Annotated in this window: 15 protein-coding genes; 5 read left to right on the top strand and 10 right to left on the bottom strand. The window is 61.7% G+C overall.

Features of this window, described 5'->3' with window-relative positions:
* Positions 1-29 precede the first annotated feature (29 nt).
* Both ABSB13_RS06650 and ABSB13_RS06645 read right to left on the bottom strand, forming a co-directional pair.
* A complete protein-coding gene (locus ABSB13_RS06650) occupies positions 30-1,685 on the bottom strand; it encodes an APC family permease (protein ID WP_428106704.1) in 1,656 nt (551 codons plus the stop codon).
* A gap of 241 nt (positions 1,686-1,926) precedes the next feature.
* Positions 1,927-3,441: a SagB/ThcOx family dehydrogenase gene (locus tag ABSB13_RS06645; RefSeq protein WP_428106702.1), complete on the bottom strand. Its 1,515-nt coding sequence runs from the start codon at positions 3,439-3,441 to the stop codon at positions 1,927-1,929.
* A gap of 126 nt (positions 3,442-3,567) precedes the next feature.
* Here ABSB13_RS06645 and ABSB13_RS06640 point away from each other — a divergent pair, with 126 nt between their 5' ends.
* On the top strand, positions 3,568-4,152 hold the full coding sequence (locus ABSB13_RS06640; protein ID WP_428106699.1) for a hypothetical protein: 585 nt from the start codon (positions 3,568-3,570) through the stop codon (positions 4,150-4,152).
* 14 nt (positions 4,153-4,166) lie between these two features.
* On the opposite strand, the gene ABSB13_RS06635 is transcribed toward ABSB13_RS06640, so the two are convergent.
* Both ABSB13_RS06635 and ABSB13_RS06630 read right to left on the bottom strand, forming a co-directional pair.
* Positions 4,167-5,360 (bottom strand): LLM class flavin-dependent oxidoreductase, encoded by a 1,194-nt coding sequence (locus ABSB13_RS06635; RefSeq protein WP_428106698.1) that lies wholly within the window; start codon positions 5,358-5,360, stop codon positions 4,167-4,169.
* Positions 5,357-6,067 carry a TetR/AcrR family transcriptional regulator gene (locus ABSB13_RS06630; RefSeq protein ID WP_428106695.1) on the bottom strand — a complete coding sequence of 237 codons (711 nt, stop codon included), beginning with the start codon at positions 6,065-6,067 and terminating at the stop codon, positions 5,357-5,359. Before ABSB13_RS06630 ends, ABSB13_RS06635 begins: the two co-directional genes overlap by 4 nt.
* Before the next feature lie 595 nt (positions 6,068-6,662).
* Here ABSB13_RS06630 and ABSB13_RS06625 point away from each other — a divergent pair.
* Positions 6,663-8,072 carry an amidase gene (locus ABSB13_RS06625; RefSeq protein ID WP_428106693.1) on the top strand — a complete coding sequence of 470 codons (1,410 nt, stop codon included), beginning with the start codon at positions 6,663-6,665 and terminating at the stop codon, positions 8,070-8,072.
* A 67-nt stretch (positions 8,073-8,139) separates the two neighbouring features.
* On the top strand, positions 8,140-8,631 hold the full coding sequence (locus ABSB13_RS06620) for a nitroreductase family deazaflavin-dependent oxidoreductase (protein ID WP_428106692.1): 492 nt from the start codon (positions 8,140-8,142) through the stop codon (positions 8,629-8,631).
* 19 nt (positions 8,632-8,650) lie between these two features.
* Here the strand turns inward: ABSB13_RS06620 and ABSB13_RS06615 are convergent, their stop codons facing one another.
* The 3 genes from ABSB13_RS06615 to ABSB13_RS06605 form a co-directional block, all read right to left on the bottom strand.
* Positions 8,651-9,892 (bottom strand): aspartate aminotransferase family protein, encoded by a 1,242-nt coding sequence (locus ABSB13_RS06615; RefSeq protein WP_428106690.1) that lies wholly within the window; start codon positions 9,890-9,892, stop codon positions 8,651-8,653.
* A gap of 164 nt (positions 9,893-10,056) precedes the next feature.
* Complete coding sequence (locus ABSB13_RS06610) at positions 10,057-10,539, bottom strand: response regulator (RefSeq protein ID WP_428106689.1); 483 nt, start codon at positions 10,537-10,539, stop codon at positions 10,057-10,059.
* 98 nt (positions 10,540-10,637) lie between these two features.
* A complete protein-coding gene (locus ABSB13_RS06605) occupies positions 10,638-10,790 on the bottom strand; it encodes a hypothetical protein (RefSeq protein WP_428106686.1) in 153 nt (50 codons plus the stop codon).
* Positions 10,791-11,011: 221 nt separating this feature from the next.
* On the opposite strand from ABSB13_RS06605, the gene ABSB13_RS06600 reads away from it, so the two are divergent.
* Positions 11,012-12,700 carry a chloride channel protein gene (locus ABSB13_RS06600; RefSeq protein ID WP_428106684.1) on the top strand — a complete coding sequence of 563 codons (1,689 nt, stop codon included), beginning with the start codon at positions 11,012-11,014 and terminating at the stop codon, positions 12,698-12,700.
* Between the two features lie 30 nt (positions 12,701-12,730).
* Here ABSB13_RS06600 and ABSB13_RS06595 read toward each other — a convergent pair whose 3' ends face one another.
* Genes ABSB13_RS06595 through ABSB13_RS06585 form a run of 3 tightly spaced genes read right to left on the bottom strand, consistent with a single transcriptional unit; the run spans position 12,731 to position 16,054 of the window.
* Complete coding sequence (locus ABSB13_RS06595) at positions 12,731-13,696, bottom strand: D-2-hydroxyacid dehydrogenase (protein WP_428106683.1); 966 nt, start codon at positions 13,694-13,696, stop codon at positions 12,731-12,733.
* A gap of 18 nt (positions 13,697-13,714) precedes the next feature.
* A complete protein-coding gene (locus tag ABSB13_RS06590; protein WP_428106680.1) occupies positions 13,715-14,821 on the bottom strand; it encodes an acyl-CoA dehydrogenase family protein in 1,107 nt (368 codons plus the stop codon).
* 45 nt (positions 14,822-14,866) lie between these two features.
* Positions 14,867-16,054: an acyl-CoA dehydrogenase family protein gene (locus ABSB13_RS06585; RefSeq protein WP_428106679.1), complete on the bottom strand. Its 1,188-nt coding sequence runs from the start codon at positions 16,052-16,054 to the stop codon at positions 14,867-14,869.
* 296 nt (positions 16,055-16,350) lie between these two features.
* Between ABSB13_RS06585 and ABSB13_RS06580 the strand changes: the two genes are divergently transcribed.
* Positions 16,351-16,603, top strand: a 253-nt coding sequence (locus ABSB13_RS06580; RefSeq protein WP_428106676.1) for a 4Fe-4S dicluster domain-containing protein, incomplete at its 3' end; no start/stop codon positions are given.

Below are 16,603 nucleotides of genomic sequence, written 5' to 3'. Positions count from 1 at the left end.
GGGATTATTCGCCAAACCAGCGCCTGGGATCAGGCCGGCTTGGTTACCAGAATCGTGTCTTTGCCGCGCTTCTTGGAATTACGCATGAAGTAAACCGCGCCGTAGAGTCCCCAAATCACCGCGATCGCGACCGCCATCAGCGGTTCCTTCACGCTGCCGAGCCCCTCAATCGGCCCGATGATGTAGAACGCCATGCAAGCAAAATTCGCGACCGCGCCAAATATCGGTATCGCCATGTGTTTTATGCCATGGAACTCGTGACGCTCCTGGTACGCGACGATGCAACAGAGATTCGTCAGCCCGTAGACTACGAACGTTCCGAAGTTTGAGAGCAGGGTGACCAACGCCAGTCCGTTCGGCAGAGCCGTCAGAGATGCGTTCGAACTCATTCCGACGGCATACCACAAGTTGTGCGGCAGGGTGGCGATCGTCTTGTCGTCCGGTGCGGAACTGCCGGCGAAGAAATAAAGCGCCGCGTACGCGCCGAGCACCGCCGATATAGCCGCGAGCGTCCAAATCGTGCGATGCGGCGTGAGATTCTCGCCATGCAGCAGACCGAAGTGCTCCGGCACTTCCGCGTCGCGGCCCATCGCGTAGGTCACGCGGGCGCCGGTATTGATACAGCTAAGGGTCGTGCCAATCAGCGCGAGGAACACGGTCAGCGCTTCGAGCATCATGAACGCCTGGCCATGGCCGCCGAGCAGCGCGTTGCCGATGATCGTCATCATGTCGCCAAGCGGCGCCGCCGAGCCTTTTGCGTCGGCAAGGCTGTAGGCGCTGTTCATGAAATAGTTGGCGGCGAAGTACTCGATCAGGTAGCAGAACAGCCCCTGGATCGTTAGCGAGAGCAGTACGCCGCGAGGGATGTCGCGCTTGGGGTTCTTCGCTTCCTCGCCGAGTGCGGTCACCGACTCGAAGCCGACCAGCAGGAAGATCGCGATGGTGGCCTGCAGCATGACATAGCTGAAGTTGTGCGGCGCGATGACCGACCAGGCGCTTGCATGTGCGGGTGCGTCGCCACTGAAAGCGTAGTGCAGCACCTTGCTGGTGCCATCGAGGGCAAGACCGGTGGACCCATCGGGGTGCCCGAGTCGGTAAGCGATCGCCAATGCCGCGAAGAACAGCAGGGCGACTATCTGGATACCGTTGATCGCGATATTAACCATCGTCGAGCCGTTAACGCCGCGAAACGCGATGTATGCGATTCCAAAAGCAGCGACAACCGCGATCAGCGCCATGAACACGGGGCCCGGCGTGCCGGCGTTGATGGTGCCAGGCGCAAAGTTGCCGACGATGTATCCGACCATGATCCCGATCGTGGCGACCATTGCACCCGGATAGACCCAGTAATACAGATGCGACGCCCATCCCATTGTGAATTTGGCGATGCGTGCAAACCGATACGCGTGCGTCTTGCTGAGAAATGCTTGCTCAGCAAAGAAATAGGAACTGCCTGCGCCGGGATACAGCTTGGCAAGTTCCGCGTACGAAATTGCCGTCGCGTACGCGAGCATCAACGCAGCGAAGATACCCGCCCACATGCACATGCCGGACGGGTATGCGTAGCCGGCTTGAACGACAAACGTGATCCACAGGAAGGCCCCCGGGGCGATCAGCGCCATCGCGTTGACCGTGACCCCGGTCAAGCCGAGCGTCGGCAGCATCTTTTTCTGTTCTTCAGCCATCTTACCTCCTTCAATTCATGGGCCGGAGTGGTTGTCCGCCGCATGCACACGCGTCGCTCCCGTTACGGGCGGGAGTATGAAGGAAGCTCAAAGCAGGAAAAGTGCCACTTCAAAATCGAATGAGTATTGATGAAAATTGCAACGTGCCTGCTCAAACGACAGGCATCCGCCTATCAGGCAGTCATCAGTACCCCGCTGCGGCTGCGTCTCGCCGACTCTTTCAACCTGCCCGCAGTCTTGACTACGATTTCGTCCGCGAGCGGGGAATTCCGAGCGCAACCATCAACAGAGGGCTTTTTCCGGCGGCGTGCGGCTCGAAAAATTTGCTCGTGTCGTCATCGTAGAAGGTGAGTCCCGTAGCGCCGCGGCCGAGCGCATATGCCGCAAGGTAGGCGCGGCCGCCAAGAATTCCAGCCTCGAGATGCGCGTCGCCGTAACCGCGATTTCCCAACGCGCGAAGCGTGCGCTCGAGATCGGCCATGTAAACCACCAGCGCGGAACAATCCATGCCGAGCGGCTGTTCGAGGCACAGATATCCGGCCTCGCCCCGGAAGTTGCCCGCCTTCAGCATCTCGAACGCGCGCGCTTGCCGGTTGTAGTAGTACGCCCCGGGTTCCATTGCGTCGGTCGCGTTGACGATTAGATAAGTGTCGGTCAACGGCGGAAAGTCGGCCTGCGGATGCTCGCTTGAAGCGGCCATGATCGTCGCGAGTTCTTCCGCGCCAATCGCATCCTGGGCAAATGCTCGCGACGATCCGCGCCGGATGATGGTCTCGCCGAGTCCCGTGGAATCTTCGGACGCGATCGTTTCGAAACGAAGCTCGCCCGTGCTTGACGACGATGGCGCCGAATCCAATTTCGCAGCCGCAACCCTTGCGACCTCATCGGCCGTCACCAGCCGCGATTCGCGATGCATCCTGTCCACGTCAGGGTACGCGACTTCCCGCGACGAAAGCGGAATCGTCTCGAGCGTCAACGGCTTGATTTCAGGCGATGGCGCCGATGGCCCGTCCGATCGCCCCAGCGCAACCAGCGCGACCATGCCTTCGCGCTCGCCGTCGATTCCGAGCAACGCTTCGAGTGCGGGATCCTCGAATGCGGTGATCACGTCGGCGGAAATTTCCTCGGCCGCCGCCGCGGCAAGCAGGTTAGCCAGCATGGTTCCCGCGTCCCAATAGCAATACCGATACGCCCGCGCGCGATATTTCCATTCGCTGCGCCAGTAGATTGCCGACAATGCGATCACCGCGCGCGCGTCCAGAATCGAGCTGCGCTTCGCGGCCGCGTCTGCCAGGGAACCGCGCCAATCGCCGCGTCGCAGCCCGGTCATCCGCAAATCGCCCGGTGAAAAATGATAAAGGCCCGACTCGAGGCCCTCCACTGCTCCTGCCGCCACGTAAATCTCGATCGGATATAGCGCGCCCGCCGACGCCGCCGCACGGAAATGATATTCCTCACCTCCCACCTGCTTGTGCCGCGTCAGCCCGCCGGCACAGAACAAAATGCGGGTCAGCGCGGCGGTTTCGATCGGTGCGGAAAATCCCGCCGGTACGTACGACGAGAGCGCCGACAGCGTGGGCGTCGCGGAAAGATTCAGATCGCGCGGCAACGCGACGGACGCGGCTCCCGGATAAATCTTGTAGGGCATCGGCTTGATGTCCCAGTCCAGAAAGTGCGGCGACGAACGGACGCTGGTGTACGAATGCTTGGTGATTTCGTGAAAGACGCGCGACGCTTCGATGTAATCGTTGCCCAACTCGTCACTCCTGATGCTGGCTCGCAGCGTTAACTCATCGATATTGGCGCACCGCGGCAAACCGGACCCTGCTGTTCTGCAACGTAACTCAGTCTATACTTGAGCATCCATCCGCTGGAGGAATCTATGCCGCGTCCGAGCATCCACCGCCGCTGCTCACGAACGTTGACCGCCGCGAGTCCGCCACCTGCTATCGCGCGCCGCGCCGCCCTTGCAGCGCTGACGATTGTGCTCGCATGCGTGACCTCCTCGTGCAATTCGCAGTCGTTCCAACAATCTTCGGGGCCATCGATGCCGATGCTTCCGGCCGCTCCCGTGCAGCCGCCCCCGCCGCCGATGAATGTGGCGAGGTTGCTCAACGGAAACTGGATTGCCACCTATCCGGGCGGCCCGCTTCGAGTGGTTATCGGTCTGGACCAGATGCTGCGCGGCCGCAATTACGTCGCAACCCTGATCGACGGCAACAAAAATATCCCGCCGGGCAACGTCGTGTGGCGCGGTACTCTCGATCAACACGTGCCGGGCATCGTGATTGCCGATCAGATATGCGCCGATCATGGATTCCAGCAGTCGCGATGGGTGAAGGCGCGAATTATCGTCAGCGACCCGAGTAATTTCCGCGAAGAACTCGTCAATCCCAAAGACTGCGGCGGATTCCCGGTAAAGTTCACTCGCGTCGGACCCGCGCCGACCGCGCCCGTCACAGATTGAAGGCGCCGTCGCGCTTACACGAGCATCCCGGCCTGCACCACGACGGGTCCGTCGCTCTTGGGAATTTTCGGCTCGGGTTTGCGCTTCATCGCTTTCTCGACGATCGGCGCCATCCGCTCGGCCTTCTGCCCGGCGCGCTTTTGTTCGCGCTCTTTGAACTCGGGCAGGACCTTTTCGGCGAACAGGCTGAGCGACGAGCAGATGTCCTCGTGCTTGTTGTTGCCCGCCTGCGAGATGAACACCACCTGGTCAACGCCGGCTTGCTCGAACTGGCCAAGCCGCGTGCGAATCTGGTCGGGCGATCCGACGCATGAGGTCGCCCCGTCCAGCCCCGGCAAATTCATCGGGCTCGCTTTGAAATTGTTCCAGATGTTGGTCTTGCCCGGCTCGTGCCGCCCAAACGCATAATGATGGCCTAGCGCGTAGCCGAAAAACTTCAGCCCCTCTTCGCCCATCTTGCGCGCCCGCTCGGCGTCGTTGTCGCACATGAAGCCGGTGACGATCGCGATGTTCGCGTTGACCGCGTATCCGATCGGCTCGCACTCATTCTCGAGCGTCGTGTAATAGTCGTTGACCCACTCCCGCGCCTCTTCCGGCGATACGAACGCGAAGGTCAGCGCGCCGATCCCGAGCTTGGCCGCCAGATGAATCGTCTCGCGCCGCGAGCACGCGACCCACAGCGGCGGATGCGGTTTCTGCACGGGCTTGGGCACCACGTTACGCACCGGCATCTTGAAGTACTGGCCCTCATGACCAAGAAACGGTTCCTCGACAAACATTCGCGCGATCGCGCCCAGCGACTCCTGCCACATCGCGCGCTTGTCCGCGCGCGGGATGCAAAAGCCGCCCAACTCCAGCTCCGCCGACGATTCGCCGGTACCGAACTCGACCCGCCCGCCGCTCACCAGGTCCAGCGTCGCGATTCGCTCCGCGACCCGCGCCGGATGGTTGTAGCCCGGCGGCAGCAAGACGATCCCGTGACCGAGCCGAATCTGCCGGGTGCGCTGACTCGCCGCGGCCAGAAAAATTTCTGGCGCCGACGAATGCGCGTACTCCTCGAGGAAGTGATGCTCCACTTCCCACATATGGTCCATGCCGACCCGGTCCGCGAGTTCGACCTGATCGAGCGCATCCTGGAACAGCTTAAGCTCCGCGCCCTCCTTCCATGGCCGTGGCAGCTGATGCTCATAAAAGGTTCCCAGTTTCATAAGCGCGATTTTCTCCTTCGGGTTTTCGTCGATTCATTCTCCAGCCGCGCGGCGCCGTCAACAATGAACAGCGTGCGCTCGACCATGTCGGTCAGCTCGCGCTTGCGCCGCTCAACCATCGCAGGCTCGAGCAGGTTCACGTCCCACAGCCGCCGGATCATCGACGCGATCGTGAAGTAGCCAATCGTGATCGCGTTCAGCCCCCACATGAAATGCAGCGGATCGATATCGGTGCGGAATTCGCCGTCGCGCTGGCCGTGGAAAATAAAAGTGACCGCGGTGGAAAACAGCGGCGGCAGCCGCCGTTTGAGCACTTGCCGCCCGGTTCCGCTTTCGTCGGCCATCTCTTTCCACATGATTCGCACGAAATCGGGATGGCTGGCGATAAAGTCGACCGTGTGCCCGACCGCCTGGCGCATCCGCTCCTGCCGGCCTTCATGCCTCCAGACGATCGCGTTGGCCGCATCGTCCAGACTCTCGAACATCTGGTCCAGCACCGCGAGATAGAGCTGTTGCTTGGACGGAAAATGATGCAGCAGCGACGGCGCCTTGACCCCGATTCGCCTGGCGATGTCTCGCAGGCTGGTGCCGCGATAGCCGAACTCGGCGAACAGCGCCTGCGCCGCCTGCAGCACGCGGTCACGCGTGTCGACGGGCCGCCGCAGATCAACCACCCTGGCGCTCGCGCGCGCGGCCGAATTTTTCAAAGCGCTTCGCACTGACCCGGCAAAAACCCTATCTAACGTCTGTTAGGCTGTCAAACTAGATGGCTGTCTCCTCTACAAACCCTCCGCGGAAGCCGCGCTGCGCGGATTTCGCGTCTTCACATTTTCACTTTTCACTGGGTGCAGGGGTCACCCCTGCCGCCCACCGCGCAGGTGATTTGATCCTCCGCCGGGTAGCCCGACTCACTTCACCTTCGCCGGCGGAACCCACGGTTTGTTCATCACCCGATGCGCAGCGGGCGATCCGAAACCGGTACCGGCTTCGCGTGACGCGAAGCTGTCCGAGATCCTTCCTCAGCTCGCCTTCGCTCGCATCGTCAGGATGACAGCAATGAGCGCGAAGGCGCGCTGAGCCGCGTGGCTTGCGCTCCCTGGTCGCTTCGCTTTCCACCTTCGCGCGCATCGTAGTAAGTTCGGCTCGAAGGGATGGGGCAGAAGCCCACGGAATCGCCGTTGCTCACATAAACCCTTCGCGAAAGCCGCGCTGCGCGGATTTCGCGTCTTCGCGTTTTCACTGGGTGCAGGGGTCACCCCTGCCGCGCAGGTGATTGTCCCCTCTCCTCGGGAGGTATTCGCCATGACCGAACTGTATTGGAAGCCGGCACACGAACTCGCCGCGATGATTCGCGGACGCGAACTCAAGCCCAGCGAATTGATGGAGCTGACGATCAGACGAATCGAACAGACCAACCCCAAGCTCAACGCGTTTTGCGCACTGCGCGCCGACGCCGCGATGGCCGAGGCGCGCGCGCTGGACGAAAAGATCGCGCGGCGGGAAGAAGTCGGAGCGATGGCGGGGTTGCCGCTCGGCGTCAAGGACCTCGAGGATACCGTCGGTCTGCGAACCACGTTCGGCTCGAAGCCGTTCAAGGACAACCTGCCCAAGTCCGATTCGATTCAAGTCGCGCGCCTGAAAGCGGCCGGCGCGATCGTGATCGGCAAGACCAACGCGCCCGAGTTCGGCTACACCGCTTTCACCAAGAACCTGTTGTTCGGTGTCACCCGCAATCCATGGAATCTCGAGCGCACGCCCGGCGGATCATCGGGCGGCAGCTCGGCCGCCATCGCCGGCGGCGTCGTACCGATCGCGACCGGCTCCGACGGCGGCGGCTCCGTGCGAATCCCTGCTTGTTACACCGGATGCTACGGGCTGAAACCGACCTTCGGCAGGATTCCGAACGACCCTACGCTCGGGATGCAACAATGGAACGACACCTCCGTGCATGGAGCGCTCACGCGCACCGTGCGCGACGCCGCGCTTTTCATGGACGCGGTGGTCGGCTATCACCCGGCCGATCCCGACTCCGTGCCGCATCCGGGAATTTCCTATCAGGCCATACTTGACCGCATCCCAAAAAAACTTCGCATCGCATTTCATCCCGACTTCGGCCAGCTCGTGCAGCGCGACGTGGCGCGCGAAATCGAAAAAGCTGTCGCCGTGTTCAAGAACCTCGGCTACGACCTGACGACTATCGATGACCCTATGCCCGATACCGGCCGCGCCTGGATGCAAGTCGGCGCGACGCAAGGCTATGCGATGCTGCATGAATGGCTCGACAAGGATCGCGAGAATTTCGGCCGCGCGTTCGCCACCGGCACCGAAGGCGCGCCGCGCGTCACGTGGAAGCATTACGGCGCGGCGTATCGACGCCGCCGCGAGATCAACGATTGGTGCCAGCGCGTGTTCGAGCGCTTCGACTTGCTGCTATGTCCCGTGCTTCCGACCGAGGCCTTTCCCGCCAAGGGTCCGATGCCGGCCGAGATCAACGGCCAACCGCTCAAGGACCCGCTCAATGCCGTCGTGTTCACCTATCCATTCAACATGAGCGGCCATCCCGCCGCGTCGGTGCGCGCGGGACTCACCGACTCCGGCCTTCCCTGCGGATTGCAGATCGTTGCGGAGCGTTATCGCGAGGACCTTGTCCTGCAGGCTTCGTACGCGTACGAACAGGCGCGCCCCTGGAACAACAAATGGCCCGAGATTTAAGTCAGGCGTAAGCTGACGGACCGGGTTCACGATCAGCCACAACTTTCCCGAAAAAAAGGAGACCACCATGCCGGATTTCAACCAGAAAGCGATGCCGGGACTCAGCGACAAACAGATGGAAGAGTTTCGCGCCAACGATAAAGCGCTGCGCGGATTCAACGACCAGCTGATCGAAGAGTTTCGCGCCAACGGCGGCAAGGTTCTCAGCGGCCCCTTCGTGGGCGCGCCGCTGCTGCTTCTGACTACGACCGGCGCGAAGAGCGGCCGTCCCACTACCACTCCGCTGGTGTACACCAGGGATGGCGATCGAATCGTAATAATCGCGTCGAAGGCCGGAGCGCCGACGCATCCCGCCTGGTTCCACAACCTCAAGGCTCACCCGGCGGTTACGATTGAGATCGGCAAGGAAAAATTCCAGGCCAGGGCCGTCATCACCGCCGACCCCGAGCGCAAGCGGCTGTTCGACGCCCAGGCCAAAGCGATGCCCGCCTTTGTCGGCTACCAGAAGAACACCACCCGTCAAATCCCGGTCATCGTTCTGGAGCGTATCAAGTCGTAACCGACGCTTGCGCGACGGGCTATGCGCCGAATTGCTTGCGCACGGCCTCGAATGCTCGCTCGGTCACGTCCAGGGTCTGCTCGATGTCGCGCTCGGTATGCGCCGCCGAGATGAACCAGTTGTGACGCGGCGCGAAGTACACGCCGCTGCGCGAGCATGCGCCGCAGAAAACCCTGGCGCGATCATGATGGCCCGCGTCGGCCTTGAACGTCATGTACGGCATCGCCGGCGGTCCGGAGTAAGTCACCTCGAGTCCGGCGCCGCGCGCCTGCGCGAGCAGGCCGGTGCGCAGCTTCTCGCCGTTGGTGCGCATCCTCTCTATTCCGCCACCCGCTTGCAGCTCCTTGAGATTCGCCAGCGCCGCCGCCATCGGCACGGCGCTGGTGAAGTACGATCCCGTAAAGAACACTTCCTGCGCTGCCTGCTTGAGACTGTCGCGGCCAAGGCATGCGGCCAGCGGATAGCCGTTGGCAATCGCCTTGCAGTAAGTCGTGAGATCCGGACGCACTCCGAACAACTCGCCTGAGCCGCCCATGTGCAGGCGGAAGCCGGCGCGAACGTCGTCCAGGATGAAGACGATGCCGTTGTCGTCGCAGATTTTCCGCACGCCGGACATAAATCCTTCGACCGGCAACTCCGAGTCGTGGCCGGCGTCGTGCTTGAACGGCGACAGGATTACGCCCGCCATCTTGCCGCGGTTTTCCTCGACCGTGTGGCGCAGGCTCTCGAGGTCGTTGAATCGAAAATAAACCATGTTCGCACGATCTTCCGCCGTCACTCCGCCGGGAAGCGGCGTGCACCATGCATCGGTGCCGTGGTATGCGCCGGCACACATCGCGATCTTCGGCCGCCCGGTCGCTTGACGCGCGACTTCGGTCGCCCAGGTGCATACGTCGGAACCGTTTTTGGCGAACACCGTCCAGTCGGCAAACGGCGTGATCGAGACAAGATGCTCCGCGAGATCGACCCACACCGGCCCCGGCGCGTTGAAGCAGTTGCCGAGTTCCATCTGCCGGCGCGCGGCTTCCTCGACTTTGGGATGCCGATGGCCGAGCACGATTGGGCCGTATGAGCAAAGGTAGTCGATGTACTCGTTGCCATCGACGTCCCAGACGTGCGACCCCTCGCCGCGCGCGAAAAATGACGGGTAAGCGCCCCGGGTTAGCAGCACGGGCGCCTGATGGCCGTAGATGCCGCCGGGAACAACTCTTTTGGCGCGCTCCATCAGCGCGTCACTATGCTCAAATGTGTAGGGTTTCACGGCAACTCCTGTGCGATGATTTTCGCCGCAATGCAAATCCCGTCTGCTGCCGGGCAGACCGTCAGCGAGAATCCTATTTGCCGGCGCAAGCGTCAAGCCTGCAAAATCGAACGGGCCGTGAGTCGCGCGACTCACAGCCCGTATGCGAATGCAATCCGGCTTGATTATTGGCGATATGACGGATCGACCCGCCGCTGCGACGGCGGCAGTGCGCCGACGCGCACCAACTCGTCGCGCAGCTTGGCGCGCGACAGCGGCTTGCACAGGACGGCAGACGCGCCGAGTTGATAGCTCTCCGCAATATCGCGGTCGTACAGCGAGCTCGTGATAACGAACATCGGCACCGCCGTCAGCGCCTCGTTCGCTCGCGTCGCCTGCAACACGGAGAAGCCGCCGTTGTCAGGCAAACGCAAATCCACCAAAAACAAATCCGGGCGATCCTGCTCGGTGAACTGCGCGATCATGAGCAATGCCTCGTCGGCATTCGACGCATGCACCAATTCGATATCGTCGCCCAGCACCTGCCTTACTACGGTGAGCGCGATAAAAACGTGGTCCGGATTGTCTTCGACGAGAAAAATCCTGACCGCAGAGTTCAACAGACTCGATTCTTTGTCTTGTTCCTTATCCTTCTCTTGATCACTCATAATCCCCCATCACCTGACAAATCCGTGGCAGTCGATTCTTAAAACATGCCAACTAGCGACGCCTGGACGAGGTCGGATGAGACCCCACCTTAACTAAGTCATCCAATTGCCGTGCCATTTACCACGGCGTTATATTCAAATCGCGACATGACGAGGGACGACGTGCCTACTCGACCCATGATGCTGCGGAGCCAGTTGTAACTCTCGATGACCCGCAAATCGCCGATTTGGACGTTGAACATCAGTTCCATCCTGCATACCGCTGCCGCTTCTTCAATGCGTCAACCTGCCGCATGCGATTGCTTGTGTCAATTCTGCTACATTCGTCACTGCGAGTGTGCCCAGCCGACACATGATGCTAATCATTGATATTGGAAAATGACTCGCCGAGCCAAATCCAGGCGGGGAAAGGATCGCAGCATTGGGAATCTTGGCGAGCTTCCTGGAATCAAGTTTCTTTAAGCATCCCCTATTGCGAAAGTACACCGCTCTGGTCAATGAAGACCTGAGGGCAACGTACTCGCGTGACATCCAGAAATGGCTCCTCGTCGCGCCTATCATCGGTATCCTGACCGGCCTCATCATCACCGGGATCGCCGTGCTCATCCTCGACATCATCTGGGCGACACTACTTCCCTACTACCTTGCCCATCATTGGGCAATCGTGGCCGGACTCGTCGCCGGCTTCTTCGTGACGGGGCTGATAATGCAGTTTCGCACGCCCGACCCCGACGAACACTCGACTGAGGAGATCGTTCGCTCCTACCACGAGCATCTGGGCGACATCGACATGCATCCGTTCTGGTGGAAGTTGCTCGCCGCGGTGACCACGGTCGGCTCGGGCGGCAGCGCGGCGCTTGAAGGACCAAGCATTTACAGCGGCGGCGCGATCGGATCGTGGCTATGGACCAAGCTGCGCCGTTTCGGTCTGGAAACGCGCGACCGCCGCATCATGTTGATCAGCGGCGCGGCGGCGGGCATGTCGGCGGTGTTCCGCGCTCCGCTTACCGGCATCGTGTTCGCGCTCGAGATGCCGTACAAGGACGACCTCGCGCACGAAGCGCTGCTGCCGTCGCTGATCGCGTCGGTGGTCGCTTACGCAACGCTGGTGTCGATCGTCGGCGCCACGCCGTTGTTCGGTTTCGCGGGCAGCACCAGCTTCCGGGCAATCGACGTCGCATGGTCAGCGCTGCTCGGCGCTGGAATCGGGCTCATCGCAATCGTCTTCGACATCACGTTTCGCCGCGTGCGCATGTTTTTCATCACTGCCAGGATACCGCATACACTCAAGCTCACGATCGGCGGACTCGGCACCGCGCTATGCGGCCTCGCGTTCGTGACGATTTACAACGGCCCGCTCATTCCGATCGGTCCCAACTACGAAGCCGTCCGCTACGTACTCAGGCATCCGATTCCGACCGAAGTGCTGCTGGCATTCGCCGCGTTGAAGCTGCTCGCGACGATTTTCTCGCTCGGCTCGGGCGGCGTCAGCGCGATGTTCGTGCCGCTGTTGCTGGTCGGCGGAGCGATCGGCAACGCCTACGCGCAATCGGTCGTTCACTCGCCGACGCACGATCTGTATGCCGCGGTCGGAATGGCGGCGTTCCTCGCGGCCGGATACAAAGCTCCGCTCACCGCAGTGGTCTTCGTCGCGGAAACCACCGGCGGCCATTCCTACATCATCCCGAGCCTCATCGGCGCCGCGGTCGCCTACGCAATCTCGGGCGAGGCGTCGGTCTCCGGCGATCAGCATCTTCACGAGACCGCCAAACTCGCGGAGCTATCCGGGATGGCGGTGCGGGACGTGATGCAGCGTCGCGTCATTTCCGTGCAATCCCGCTCAACCATCCGCGAATTCGTCGCCAGCGTCGCGGCCCGTCATCGGCACACGTTCTTCCCGGTGTACGAAGGCGACCAGGCCGTTGGGACGATTTCCGTATCCGCTCTCAGCCGGGTCGCCCCCGCGGATTGGGACAAAATCACCGTCGGCGAATTCGCGGACCGCGGCGCGATTCGCGTGACCGACGACTGCGACTTGAGCGAGGCGCTGCGGCTGCTGGTGCGCGAGCGCGGCGCGCAGATGTTGCTGGTGACGGACGGCGCCGGCGCTCTCAATGGAATCGTGACCAAGACCGACATCCTGCGCGCCGTGAAACAGTGAAACGGTGAAGATGCCGCAGGCCGTGGGAACTTAGTTCACGACGTTGACGGGATGGCCGTCGAGAAATGCGCGCACGTTGGCGATCGCGGTATCGAGCAGCCGCGTTCGCGCTTCCCTAGATGCCCACGCGATGTGCGGTGTCACGATGCAATTCTTCGCACGTAAAAGCGGATTGTCTGGGGAGGGCGGCTCTGTCGAAAGCACGTCAACCGCGGCGCCCGCGATACGCCCGTTGTTGAGCGCATCGGCCAGGTCCTGCTCGATGACTAACGGACCACGCGACGTGTTGATGAGAAAGGCGCTGGGTTTCATCATCGCCAATGATTTAGCATTGATAATTCCCTGGGTTTGTGGAAGCAGCGGGCAGTGCAGGCTCACGACATCGGCTTGCCGCAGGAGCTCATCGACTTCGCACCATCGAAAGCCAGGCCAGTCGGGAACCGGGCTGCTGGCCGCACCGGCAGCAATCACCCGCATTTGGAACGACAGGGCGATCGCGGCCACGCGCCGGCCAATCTGACCGAGACCTATTATCCCGATCGTCTTGCCCGCCAGCTCGACCAAGGGCGTTTTCCAGAAGCTGAAATCCTTCGATCGCGACCACTCTCCCGCGCGCGTCGAGTCGGCGTGAAGGGCCACGTGATGGCACAGCTCGAGAAGCAGCGCAAAGGTGAATTCCGCAACCGAGGCGGTGGCATAGGTCGGGATATTGGTGACGGAGATCTTGAGCTCGCGTGCCGCTTGCACGTCGACTACGTCGTACCCGGTGGCCAGCACGCCGATATAACGGGTACTTTTGAGCTGCCGGATAATTTGCGCCGACAGCCGGGTCTTGTTGGTCAGCACGATTTCGGCTTCGTGCGCGCGCGCTACAATCTGATCGTCTGCGGTACGGTCAAAGACTTGCAGCTCGCCAATCGCGCGCAGTGCCTCCCAGTTCAAGTCGCCCGGATTCAACGCATGACCGTCGAGAACAACTATCTTCGTGACGGTCATCTCGATCCCGCGTGGCCCTCAATACGCGCCGAGCGCGGCGACGCGCTCGCGATGGTACGCGGGCGAGCCGAAGCACGACTCGTTGAAGCGCGCGCGCTTGAACCACAGATGCATGTCGTGCTCCCAGGTGAAACCGATGCCGCCGTGCATCAGAACGGCGCGGTCGGTGCCGCGGCTGTAGATATCGCACAGCCGCGCTTTCGCCATCGCAGCCGTGCGCGAGGCGTCCGCCGCGCCGATGTCCTGAGCGTAGGCGGCGTACCAGAGCATCGCGCGCGCAGGTTCGAGGTCGGCGACGATTTCGGCGGCCGCGTGCTTGAGCGCCTGGAACGATCCGATCGGTTTGCCGAACTGCTCGCGGACTTTTGAGTATTCCACCGCCATCTCGAGCGCGCGTTCAGTCCCGCCGAGCGAGTCGGCAGCGACCGCGACCGCGGCGACGTCGATCAGTTTCGCGAAGAGATCGGTTCCGCCGCCAAGCCGCTCGGCGGGTGCGCCCTTGAGCTCGACGCTGGAGACGCGCCGCGTCAGATCGAGATTCTTGAGCAAACGGGTCGTCACGCCCGGCGCTTTTGTATCGACGACAAACAGGAAAATATTGCGAGCATTATCTTTGGCGGCGACGACGATGAAGTCGGCGACGTTGGCATACGGCACGAACATCTTGGCGCCGTTGAGACGCCATCCCGAGCCGTCTTTGGCCGCAATCGTCGCGATGTCAACCGGATCGATGCTGGCGGCGCGCTCGACGACCGCGACCGTGCCGATTGCTTTGCCCTCGGCGAGCGCGGTGAGCCATTTCCAATTGAGCCGTTCGGAGCCGCCGAGTTTGAGCGCGCTGGCCGCGAGCACCGACGAGAACAGGAACGGCCCCGGCATCGCCGCGTAGCCGCCCTCTTCGAGAATCATCGCCATGTCGAGCATCCCGAGTCCCGCGCCGCCGAATTTCTCGGGAACGACCAGCCCGCTCCATCCGAGCTTCGCGATCTGGGCGTAGAGTTCGCGCGGATAGCCGTCATCGGTGGCCATTGTTTTGCGCACGAACGCGGCAGGGCATTCGCCGCTCAGAAACGCGCGCGCGCTTTCCTTGAGTTGCTGTTGTTCTTCGCTGAGTCCGAAATCCATGATTGTTCTCTCTCCAAATTTGGCGCCGCTGCACTCTCACCCGGCTCAACGGGATTTCGGCATTTTCAGGCCGCGCTCCGCGATGATGTTTTTCTGGATGTGCGACGTGCCGCCGCCGATCACCAGCCCGAGCGAGAACATCCACTCATACGGCCAGTAGCCGTGATCGAGCACGGCTTCGTCATCGCGCGCGAGCATCGAGTAGTCGCCCATCGCCTCCATCGCGGCGGTGGCGAGGTCGTGATTCAGCTCGGTGCCGACCAGCTTGTTGATCATTGCCTCGACGCCGGGATTCTTGCCGCGAATCTGATCGGTCAGTTGGCGCAGTGCGTGAAAGCGCATCGCCTCGACGCGGATCTCCAGCTCCACGAGCCGTTGGCGAAAGACGGGGTCCTCGGTGAGCGGACGGCCGCCGCGCTCGATCGATTTGGCCAATGCGAGCAGGCGATTGAAGCGCTGCTCGCTGCCGCTGGCGGAGCCGAGCATGTTGCGCTCGTGAAAGAGCGTGGCGTTGGCGACGATCCATCCTTCGTTGAGCTTGGCGACCAGGTTTTTGCGCGGCACGTGGACGTTGTCGAAAAACACTTCGTTGAAGCCGCGATCGCCGGTCATCTGAACCAGGGGACGCACGGTGATTCCCGGCGTGTGCATGTCGATAAGCATGTATGAGATGCCGCGATGCTTGGGCGCTTCGGGGTCGGTGCGCACCAGGCAGAACATCATGTCGGCGTATTGCGCGCCCGACGTCCAGACTTTCTGACCGTTGACGACGAATTCATCGCCGACGATTTCCGCGCGCGTCTTCAGCGCGGCGAGGTCGGAACCCGCGCCGGGTTCGGAGTAACCCTGGCACCAGATTTCCTCGGCGCTGAGAATCTTCGGCAGGTAGCGCTGCTTCTGTTCCTCGCTGCCCCACGAGATAAGCGTCGGCCCGAGCATCGAGAGTCCCAATTGGCCGACGAGATACGGCATCTTGGCCCGGACCATCTCGTCGTTGACGATCGATTGGCGCACGGGATCCAACGCCTGGCCGCCGTATTCCCTGGGCCATGCGAGCGCGACGTAGCCGGCCTCGTACAATCGGCGCTGCCAGACCTTGGCCTTGGCGATCCAGGCTTTGTCGTCGCGGCCATCGCTGTCGGCGGACAGGCCGCTGCTCGGCAGGTTCTCGGCGAACCAGCTGCGGACCTTTAGCCGAAATGCTTCTTCTTCGGACGTGAATTGAAGATCCATGTGCGAGACACTCCTGCGGTCGTGATTGCGCTTGGGGTCGGGCGTACCGCGGCTTGCCGCCCAGCATAGTCAATACCACGTCGCCGCGAAAAGGCACGGGTGACCCCTGCACTCAGTGTTAAGAGAGAGCCAGCGAAGTTTGCTCTGAGCCCTTCGACTTCGCTCAGTATAAACTCCGTCGCAGGGTTCTATTAGAGCAATTCGTGGGGGATCGATTGCCCGCTCAGATCGGCGTTGTTAGAGTTTTTTTGATATCGATCACAATCCAGTTTTGCCGATAGACCGGGGTTCACGAGATGGCAACGACGATCACCAACGAATGCATCAATTGCGGAGCGTGCGAGCCGGAATGTCCTAACACGGCGATCTACGCGGGCGGAGCGCCGTGGGATCTCAACGGCGCGACCAGTCCCGCGATCGCGCAGGACATCTATTACATCGTGCCGTCGAAGTGCACCGAATGCGTCGGCTTTTTCGACCATGAAGCGTGCGCGGCGGTATGTCCCGTCGATTGCTGTATCCCCGACCCGGCCAACGTAGAGACCGAAG

Origin of the sequence: Binatus sp. (SeqCode) (assembly GCF_050013435.1) — a bacterium.
Lineage (GTDB): Bacteria > Desulfobacterota > Binatia > Binatales > Binataceae > Binatus.
This window is presented reverse-complemented; position numbering and strand designations above follow the sequence as displayed.

Coding starts and splice junctions, on each gene's coding strand:
- ABSB13_RS06635 (WP_428106698.1), bottom strand. CDS start 5,360: ATGAAACTGGGAACCTTTTATGAGCATCAGCTGCCACGGCCATGGAAG.
- ABSB13_RS06585 (WP_428106679.1), bottom strand. CDS start 16,054: ATGGATCTTCAATTCACGTCCGAAGAAGAAGCATTTCGGCTAAAGGTC.
- ABSB13_RS06620 (WP_428106692.1), top strand. CDS start 8,140: ATGCCGGATTTCAACCAGAAAGCGATGCCGGGACTCAGCGACAAACAG.
- ABSB13_RS06640 (WP_428106699.1), top strand. CDS start 3,568: ATGCCGCGTCCGAGCATCCACCGCCGCTGCTCACGAACGTTGACCGCC.
- ABSB13_RS06650 (WP_428106704.1), bottom strand. CDS start 1,685: ATGGCTGAAGAACAGAAAAAGATGCTGCCGACGCTCGGCTTGACCGGG.
- ABSB13_RS06625 (WP_428106693.1), top strand. CDS start 6,663: ATGACCGAACTGTATTGGAAGCCGGCACACGAACTCGCCGCGATGATT.
- ABSB13_RS06595 (WP_428106683.1), bottom strand. CDS start 13,696: ATGACCGTCACGAAGATAGTTGTTCTCGACGGTCATGCGTTGAATCCG.
- ABSB13_RS06605 (WP_428106686.1), bottom strand. CDS start 10,790: ATGGAACTGATGTTCAACGTCCAAATCGGCGATTTGCGGGTCATCGAG.
- ABSB13_RS06590 (WP_428106680.1), bottom strand. CDS start 14,821: ATGGATTTCGGACTCAGCGAAGAACAACAGCAACTCAAGGAAAGCGCG.
- ABSB13_RS06610 (WP_428106689.1), bottom strand. CDS start 10,539: ATGAGTGATCAAGAGAAGGATAAGGAACAAGACAAAGAATCGAGTCTG.